This is a genomic window from Sutterella sp., from assembly GCF_030539355.1.
Classification (GTDB): domain Bacteria; phylum Pseudomonadota; class Gammaproteobacteria; order Burkholderiales; family Burkholderiaceae_F; genus Sutterella.
In genome coordinates this window covers 1-8,291 of sequence record NZ_JAUNSF010000120.1, presented here as the reverse complement: position 1 = coordinate 8,291, position 8,291 = coordinate 1, and the positions used below count along the sequence as shown (strand labels likewise).

At 66.7% G+C, this 8,291-nt stretch carries 8 protein-coding genes; 1 reads left to right on the top strand and 7 read right to left on the bottom strand.

From position 1 onward, the window contains the following. The 7 genes from Q4F91_RS12030 to Q4F91_RS12000 form a co-directional block, all read right to left on the bottom strand. A partial coding sequence (locus Q4F91_RS12030) for a CYTH domain-containing protein (RefSeq protein ID WP_303337959.1) occupies positions 1-242 on the bottom strand: 242 nt, incomplete at its 3' end. A 145-nt stretch (positions 243-387) separates the two neighbouring features. Next, complete coding sequence (locus Q4F91_RS12025; protein WP_303337958.1) at positions 388-795, bottom strand: hypothetical protein; 408 nt, start codon at positions 793-795, stop codon at positions 388-390. A gap of 34 nt (positions 796-829) precedes the next feature. After that, positions 830-1,384 (bottom strand): HMA2 domain-containing protein, encoded by a 555-nt coding sequence (locus Q4F91_RS12020; protein ID WP_303337957.1) that lies wholly within the window; start codon positions 1,382-1,384, stop codon positions 830-832. Between the two features lie 122 nt (positions 1,385-1,506). Beyond that, a complete protein-coding gene (locus tag Q4F91_RS12015) occupies positions 1,507-4,020 on the bottom strand; it encodes a heavy metal translocating P-type ATPase (RefSeq protein ID WP_303337956.1) in 2,514 nt (837 codons plus the stop codon). Between the two features lie 524 nt (positions 4,021-4,544). After that, positions 4,545-4,829, bottom strand: a complete 285-nt coding sequence (locus Q4F91_RS12010) for a hypothetical protein (protein ID WP_303337955.1) — start codon at positions 4,827-4,829, stop codon at positions 4,545-4,547. A 675-nt stretch (positions 4,830-5,504) separates the two neighbouring features. Continuing rightward, positions 5,505-6,260 (bottom strand): carboxymuconolactone decarboxylase family protein, encoded by a 756-nt coding sequence (locus tag Q4F91_RS12005; protein WP_303337954.1) that lies wholly within the window; start codon positions 6,258-6,260, stop codon positions 5,505-5,507. Between the two features lie 10 nt (positions 6,261-6,270). Beyond that, a complete protein-coding gene (locus tag Q4F91_RS12000) occupies positions 6,271-7,110 on the bottom strand; it encodes an SDR family oxidoreductase (protein ID WP_303337953.1) in 840 nt (279 codons plus the stop codon). A gap of 124 nt (positions 7,111-7,234) precedes the next feature. On the opposite strand from Q4F91_RS12000, the gene Q4F91_RS11995 reads away from it, so the two are divergent. After that, complete coding sequence (locus Q4F91_RS11995; RefSeq protein ID WP_303337952.1) at positions 7,235-8,143, top strand: LysR family transcriptional regulator; 909 nt, start codon at positions 7,235-7,237, stop codon at positions 8,141-8,143. Positions 8,144-8,291: the final 148 nt, after the last annotated feature.

The window sequence follows — 8,291 nt, the reverse complement described above, 5'->3', positions numbered from 1 at the left end:
TCGGCGAGGCGGTCGAGCATCGCCGTGCACTCGTCGAACGGGATCTCGTACTCGTACTCGGTGCGCGTGACCCCGACGGTGAGGCCCTTCACGGTGATGTAAGCCCGGTCGCCCACGGTGCGGATGCGCACGGTGCGTTCCTTGACGCTTGAGAGATACCCCTGGCGCAGACGCACGCCCTCGGCGCCCGCGCGCCACTCATCACCCTTCACGAGAAACTTTCTCTCGATCTCACGCGCCATGCCGCTTTTCCTCCGTCGATTGATCCGCCGGGAGGCGGGAGGCCGCCCGGAAGCTTTCATTTTCACCCGGGGCGGCCGCGGGATGCAAAAAGCCCGCTCCGGAATAATTCGTCCGAAGCGGGCTTGATGCTGTCGCGAGCGGTCTTCAGTTCGACGCCTTCTGCGTCTGTTCCCCGTTCTGAGGAGCGGTGTCTGAGGGCGTCTCTGAAGGAAGGGGTTCCTCTGCGGCGGGAGCGGCGTTCTCCCCGGGCGTCTGTTCACCCTGGGGCGCGGCGGTTTCCTGCTGCGCCTTGGCGCCGAGCAGCCCCGTGAGCAGTGCCCCGGCTTCCTCGACAATCCCCTTCATGGCCGCGACCCACGTGTCGATGCGGCCGATCAGAACCTCGATGGTCTTGCGCGAGGCCTCGGGAGCCGCGAGGAAGAGTCCCGCGGCGGCGATGAGCGTCACCGCGAGGAGACCGAGGAAGAGCGCTCCGGCGAAGATGAGGAGCGCCACGGACGCGGCGCCGAGAAGCAGCGCCGCGAGGCCTTCGGAGATTTTGCGCCAGGGCATGCGTCAGGGATGTCCTTGAGAGACCGCTTCGGGATCAGATCACGCGGCGGTGCTGGTAGAGGTGAATGCCGAGGAGCGCCATGAAGGCGGCGCCGAAGGCGAGGTGAGCGGCGACGCCGCGCACGGCGAGCGTCGCGATCGAGACGCCGAAGGCCGCAAGCATGATGCGGTTCTGCGTCACGCGGCGCACGCGGCCGCCCTTCTGCTGGTCGGGGGCCACCACCGGGGCGAGGAGGTCGAGGACGCGGTTGCTCGCGCCCTTGGCGGCGCGCACGGCGCCGTCGGCGACCTTCTTCACCTCGCCGCAGCAGGTGCAGCCGGCGGCGGGTTCCTCGGCGGCGGGCTCCTCCTCGGGGAGGAAGAACGCGGCGGCCTCGAGGAGCGCCTCGGCGTTGGTCTTCGTCTCGTCCCAGGTGACGAGCAGGGAACCCACGCGCGGGTTGATCGAGACGGAGGTGATGCCTTCGTAGGCAAGGAGCATGTCCGTGAGCTGCTTCACTTCCTCGGCGGAGAGACCGGCAAGGGCGGCGTGGCGGATGCGGGCGCGGCCGCGGGTGACGGAGCGGACGAAGGTGCGGGGATCAAGCATTTTGGTCTCTGAATAAAAAGATGTTCGGTTGCGGCCGGTGCCGGGGGAGTCCCGGCCGGGACGTGCGGGGTCTTGCCGTCCCGGCTCTTCGGAGAGGAATCATCCTCCCGGCCCGGAGTTTGTCAGGCCTGGGGCGCGGCGTCGCCCGCCTGGGTGAAGGGCAGTTCGATCGGCTTCTCGCTCTCGGGCACCTGCGTGGCGAAGTGCGAGAACGTGCCGCGCATGCTCTGCTCGATCTGCGCGACGGCCTCGGCGAAGTTCCTCGGGTTGCCGAGCGTCGGACGCATGGCATTGAGGCACACGCCGATCGTCGTGGCGTTGTGGAGCAGCGCGCCGAGCGCCGGCATCAAGATGCCGGTGAGGCCGCCCGCGAGGAAGCAGGTGTTGAGCGAGACGGAGACGCCGAAGTTCTGCTTCACGCGGGCCATCGTGGCGCGGCCGAGTTCGATCGCGGTCGGCAGGTCCATGAGGTCGTTGCGCGTGAGAACCACGTCGGCCACCTCCTGGGCGATGTCGGTGCCGTCGCGGAGCGTGGCGCCGACGTGCGCCGCGGAGAGCGCGGGCGAGTCGTTGATGCCGTCGCCCACCATCAGCACGCGGCGGCCCTCGGCCTTGAGCTCGAGAACGTGGCGGGCTTTGTCCTGCGGCAGCACCTGGGCGCGGAAGCCGTCAAGGCCGAGGCGCTCGGCGACGTGGGCCGCGGTGCGGGTGTCGTCGCCCGTGAGCATGAGGATGCGGGAGATGCCGCAGGCGCGCAGCGCCTTGATCGCCTCGACGGCCTCGGGACGGACCGGATCCTCGATGCCGAGGACGCCGGCGAGCCTGCCGCCGACGGCGAGGTAGAGGATCGACTTGCCCTCGGAGGCGAGGCGCTCGACGATCGGCTTGGCATCGGTGAGGTCGATGCCCTCGTCGTCGCCGACGAAGTGACGGCTGCCGAGCACGCACTTGAGGCCGCCCACCGACGAGCAGATGCCGTGCGCGACGATGTAGCGCACTTCGGTGTCATGGGCCTCGTCATCGTGGAAGACGCCTTCCTCCTGAGCCGCGCGGACGATGGCGCGCGAGACCGGATGCGGGAAGTGCTCCTCGAGGCAGGCCGCGAGACGCAGCAGCTCCTTCTCGTCGTACTTGTCCTGCGTGGGAACCACGTCGGAGAGCACGGGGGAGGCCTGCGTGAGCGTGCCCGTCTTGTCGAAGACGACTGTGTCGACCTCGGAGAGCGCCTCGAGGTAGCGGCCGCCCTTCACGAGGACGCCCTTCTCGGTGCCCGTCTTCATCGCGGTGAGGATGGCGAGCGGGGTCGCGAGCCTCAGGGCGCACGAGTAGTCGACCATCAGCACGCTCGCGGTGCGGGTGAGGTTGCGCGTCAGGAGGAACACGATGCCCGCGAGCAGGAAGTTGTACGGGACGATCGCGTCGGCGAGTCGCTCGGCCTTGCCCTGGATGCCGGCCTTGGCGGCCTCGGAGTCCTGGATGAAGTTCACGATCTGCGAGAGACGCGAGGCATCGCCGAGCGCGGTCGGACGGATGTCGATCTCGCCGTCCTCGACGACGGTGCCGGCGAAGACGCTGCCGCCCGTGGTGCGGTGCACCGGGAGAGGCTCGCCCGTCATCGTGGCCTGGTTCACGGACGCGTCACCGGTGACGACGACGCCGTCAACGGGGATCACGGAGCCCGAGCGGACCACGACGAGGTCCTCGGCCGTGAGGGTATTGAGCTGCTTCTGCGCGAGCTTGCCCGACTCGGTGCGCACCCAGACCTGGTCGACCTTGATGGCGAGCTGGTCGGCGAGCGACGCGAGGGACTTCTTGCGGGTGTAGCGCTCGAGCATGTCGCCGAGGCCCAGAAGGAGCGTGAGCAGACCCACGGTGCCGAAGTCAAGGCGCAGCAGCGAGACGATGATCGCCGAGGCATCGAGCACGGAGACATTGAGCTTGCCGCGGAAGAGGTTCTTCACGCCCTCGATGATGTAGGGGATGGAGTCAAGCACGGCGTTGCCGATGTTGACCACCATCGGGAAGAGGGGCCTGAGGAAGATGTACCTCGCGAGGCTCGAGAAGTCGAGCTCGGCGTCGGCCTCCGTGACGGCGGGCGCCTCGCCCTCGCGGCGCGTGCGCGCCGCTTCGCCGAGCGCCTGCCCGGCCTGGCTCGCCGTGGCGGCGGTGCGGCCGATGCGGAAGAGCGCCGGGAAGAGGTTCGCGAGGAACTCGCGGATGCGGCCGAAGGCGTTGAGCACCGGCATGTTCGTGAAGCCGCGCTCGATGGCGACGAGCGTGCCGGAGACGATGCCCGGGGGGAGCTCGCGCGTGGCCTTCTCGATGTCAAACGAGAGGTCCTCAAGCTTGAGATTCTTCGCCTTCTCGCGGTCGGCGGCAGCGATCGCCGCGCGGCCCGGACGGAGGATCGGGGGATTCTTCTCGAGGCTGCGGAAGTAGGCGGCCGTGCGCAGCTTCGTCTCGGCGTCCGCCACGGTGAGCGTCACGCTGCCGGTGCGGGGATTGACGACGAGGCCGGTGATGCCGGGGATGGCGGAGATCTCGTCGGCGATGATGACCGCGCTCGCGTGGGAGAGCGTCTGAGCGGTCTTCCAGCGCTCACGGTTGCCTACGGCATGCTTGAGTTCAAACTGCATGAAGATATGCCTCGGAGCATCCGATTCCTGCGGGTGAGCCGTGGATTCGTCCGCTGGGGGTGCGCCGGCCTGCGGGCCGGCGGCAGCGGGAATCACCACGGCGAACCCGGGAAGGGATGCCTTGTGAAATTCTGTGGGGAAAAAGGGAGCGCCCGGGCGGCCTTTTGAGCGGCCGCCTGCAGGATCGTCCCCGGTCAGTCGAAGGAATTACCCTGAGGTGACGCATTGCATTCTGCCTCAAGCGGGCCCGTTCTGCGAATGCTTCTCATGATTCAGGCGTAACCGGCATGTAAAAAGGCCTCGGTCGGACGGCCTCGCACCCTGCGCTCACCGGCTCCGGGGGAGGAGCGGCAGAGGCGGGAGGAGGTCGAAGACGGCGAGGCCTTCTCTAATCTGGTTCAGACCGGGGGCTCGGAGGGGATCGGAGCCCTTGAGGTCTGAAACGGCTCCGGCGCGGCGGCTTCTGGAGGTCAGTCGACGCCGCGGCCGGATACCGGGGGAAATTCCTTTCCTGGGGCCGGAGATCAGGCGGCGGGGGCGGCCTCAGCGGCGCACTCGGCTTCCTTCTTCTCCTGGGCTTCCTTCTTTTCCTGGCTCTTGACCTGAGCCTCGGCGACGACGTCGGCGATGTCTTCCTTCACGCCGTCAACGCAGGCGAGGGCCTTGTCGCGAAGGTCGATGCCGGAGGCGATGAGGTCCGTGGCGAGGGGCTTGATGGAGAGCTTGCCGCGGGAGACGGCCATGGCGCCGAGGGCGCCGACAGCGAGACCGCCGAGGAAGAAGAGGCCGAACTTGACATTCTGGTTCATGATTTTCCGCTCCGAATAAAGAGGTGCTTCAAAAAAGATATGGGTGAAACAGTCGGACCGGGGGTCGTGTGGGCGCAGCTTGTTGGTATTCACTGACGGGGGAACCAGGGAAAGCGTTCGTCCTTGATCTTTGTCCCCAGGGAAGGGGATAACCGACTTGGACGGGATCGACGCCCGGGGGAATCTCATGGGGAAAGGATTCCGGAGGCGCGGAACGCGGCTTTCGGTCAGTGAACCGACTGCGGCGGGCTGCTTCTTGTTTGGCAGCCTTCCGACTTGCGAGCATCATACCCTGCCCGAAGGCATTTGATGAATATGAAATTTTTTGATTAGGAACGATTCGCAATCCATCGGGGGCGCCGGGAGGGCAAAACCGGGCCGTGATGCGAATTGCTTCGATTTCGCGTCGTCATGGTTTTGTCATCATTTTGAAATATGGCAAATTTTTCCGCCGGCAAGGACGGGAATTGATTTGATAACCGTTCCCGTTTGTCTAGTCCTTGAATTGTAAAAATTTGTACAGGAACACCCCCGAGGCCCGGAAAGCACCGTTTACGAGGCGATTCGGTGTGCATCAGGACTTTCCCGGGGAGGGCTCTGACGACGGCGGAAAAAGAGGCGCGGCCGCGAGGAGAGGGCTCGGGCCGCGCCTTGAGAGAGTCAGCTGCGGGGGTTTCAGTCAGCGCGGGAGGTGACGCGCTCGATGACGGCAAGGCCGTTCAGGGCCCGCGGGTAACCGACGAAGGGCACGGCCTGGGAGGCCGCGGCGATGAGCGTGTCCTCGTCATTGCCGACTCGCAGATTCGCGGCGACGTGGCTCTCGAGCTGCGCCTCGCACCCGCCCTGGGCGAGAAGGAAGCAGAAGGTCATGAGCTCGCGCTCCCGCGCGTCAAGGCCGCCCCTCGAGCACCAGTCGCCGAAGCAGTTCTCGGTGAGCCAGCGGCGGATGTGCCGGGTCTTCGCCGGCCCCGACCCGGCGAACCCTTTCATTGAGTCGCCGAAGATCCCGACGAGCGTCTCCTCGCCCGTGCGGGCGCGTTCCTCCGCGGGGCCGCGGTTCTGGGCTGCAAGCGGCAGCTCGACGCCGCGCTCGGCGAGGATCGTGTTCACGGCCTTGAGGAACGGATAAACCCGGCCGATGCCGAGGTAGCCGACCGCCTGATAGACGATCTCCTTCACCTCGACGGGCGTCACGCCCATCTCGAGCGCCGCGGGGAGGACCGCACGGAATTCGTCGATGCCGGAGCAGCCGAGCAGCAGCGCGAGGATCACGCGGAAGCGGCGCGGCTCGTCGAGCTTCACGGTCCGGACGACGTCGTCAAAGGCGAAGTTGTCGAAGCGCTCGATGAACTCGGGGTCGGTGCGGGGAAAGTCCGACACGTAGCCCGGGAACATCCGTTCGTGATACCGGGTGGCAAAGGGCGTGGGCATCGCTCTCTCCTCACTCGGTCACGTCGGTGGACTGGGCGAGGAGCGTCATGCCTCTGAAGTCCTCGAGGCGCTTCTCAAGGGTCGAGATCGTCGAGGCGAGGGCCTGGCTCCCGAGCACCATGCGCATCGGGGCGGGCTCGATCGAGACGCTCTCGATCATGCGCTCGGCCATCTTCGCCGTGTCGCCCGGGGCGAGGCCGTTCGCGGGATCGAGCATCCTCAGGAAGGCGTGCGCGGGGTTGCCGTCGTAGACCGGCGTGAGGTTCGCCACGCGCGCGCTGCGGTAGCGGAAGTCGGTGCGGGCGCCGCCCGGCTCGACGATCGTGACACCGATCCCGAAGGGCGCGACCTCCTGCGCGACGGATTCGCAGAACCCTTCGATTCCCCACTTCGTCGCGTGGTACATCGAGTTCCCGGGGAAGGCGACCTGGCCGCCGTAGCTCGAGACCTGGATCACGCGGCCGCCCTTCTGCGCGCGCAGGTGCGGGAGCGCCGCGCGGATGAGACGGATCGAGCCGAGGAGGTTGGTCTCGGTGATCTCAAGCACCTCGGCGTCAGTGAGTTCCTCGGCCGCGCCGAAGAGTCCGTAGCCCGCGTTGCTCACGATCACGTCAATGCGGCCGTGACGGGCGAACGCCTCGTCAACGGTTCTCTGAACCGCCGCGGCGTCGCGCACGTCGAGAATGCGGCGGTCGAAGGTCTCCGGGTACTTGTCGACGAGCGCCTGCGCGGCGGCAGGGCTGCGGACCGTGCCGATCACTGTCTTTCCGGCGGCGAGGAGCTGCCTGGCCATCGAGAGGCCGAAGCCGCTCGAGACGCCCGTGATGAGCCAGGTGTTTGCGTTCTGCATGTCTGTTCCTTCAGGTGGAATGCGTTGAGTGATGCGGAAGAGGTTAGCATTAGTGAATCTGAGGAATAATATTGTTTTCTTGATGTAATGATCTGTTTTGCTAATGAATAAGGAGGGGCCTGTCATGCTTTTCCGACAGCTTCGCTACTTCTCGTCCGTCGCGCGTTTCATGAGTTTCTCCCGGGCCGCCGAGGAGTGCTGCGTCTCGCAGTCCGCGGTCTCGCAGCAGGTGAGAGCCCTTGAGGAGGAGTTCGGCGTCCCGCTCGTCGAGCGCGAGGGACGGGGGTTCCGACTGACACCCGCGGGGGAGCATCTGGCGCGGCGCGCCGACGGGTTACTGCGCGATGTCAGTCAGCTGAAGCGCGAGATGAAGAGCTTCGGCGAGGAGCCGGCCGCGCTCTCGCTCGGCTACCTCAGCCGCTACGACGGCTGGGAGATCCGGGCTGCGGTCGCGGCTTTCGCGCTCCGGCACCCGAAGGCGGAGATCAGCGCCGCTCCGGGGAGCCACGAGGCGCTCTACGACGGCGTGCTCTCGGGGCGCTTTGATCTGCTCGTGAGCAACCGCAGGCGGTCGCTCTCGCCCGAGTTCCGCAACCGACGGCTCTTCACGAGCGAGGATTCGATCGAGGTCTCCGAGGCCTCGCCCCTGGCGAGGCTCGATGAAGTGAGCGTGAAAGAGCTCCGGGGGATGCCCTGCATCCTCATCGCTCCGGAGGAGCGCGCCGCAGAGGAGGCGAAGTACTTCCGCGAGACGCTCAACTTTGACTGTCCGTTCCTCTTCGCGGCCTCGCTCGACGAGGCGCGGATGCTCGTCGCGGGGAACCGCGGTTTTCTGCCGGTCGAGAGACGGGGGCGGGGCGGAGCGGCGGTACCGTCCGCGCCGGGCGGTGTGATGCGCAGCATCCCGCTCATGGACGACGCGGGGAGGATGCGGCACGACTACTACGCGTTCTGGCTCAGGGCACGCACGACGCCCTTCATCGAGGAGTTCGCGGACATCCTCGCGGAACTCATGGGCGAACGACAGTCCTGACCCAGGGCGGGCGTCTTCACACCGGCACGGGTGAGGTTCCAGGCGCCGCAGACGACAGAGGCCGGAGATTTCTCTCCGGCCTCGGGATCATGCTGATCGTGAAAGGTTGAATCAGGCCTTCTTGGCGGCGGGCTTCGCGGCAGCCTTC

Excerpts from the sequence above, each read along its gene's own strand:
- Q4F91_RS12025 (WP_303337958.1), bottom strand. The coding sequence starts at position 795 with ATGCCCTGGCGCAAAATCTCCGAAGGCCTCGCGGCGCTGCTTCTCGGC.
- Q4F91_RS12020 (WP_303337957.1), bottom strand. The coding sequence starts at position 1,384 with ATGCTTGATCCCCGCACCTTCGTCCGCTCCGTCACCCGCGGCCGCGCC.
- Q4F91_RS12015 (WP_303337956.1), bottom strand. The coding sequence starts at position 4,020 with ATGCAGTTTGAACTCAAGCATGCCGTAGGCAACCGTGAGCGCTGGAAG.
- Q4F91_RS12010 (WP_303337955.1), bottom strand. The coding sequence starts at position 4,829 with ATGAACCAGAATGTCAAGTTCGGCCTCTTCTTCCTCGGCGGTCTCGCT.
- Q4F91_RS12005 (WP_303337954.1), bottom strand. The coding sequence starts at position 6,260 with ATGCCCACGCCCTTTGCCACCCGGTATCACGAACGGATGTTCCCGGGC.
- Q4F91_RS12000 (WP_303337953.1), bottom strand. The coding sequence starts at position 7,110 with ATGCAGAACGCAAACACCTGGCTCATCACGGGCGTCTCGAGCGGCTTC.
- Q4F91_RS11995 (WP_303337952.1), top strand. The coding sequence starts at position 7,235 with ATGCTTTTCCGACAGCTTCGCTACTTCTCGTCCGTCGCGCGTTTCATG.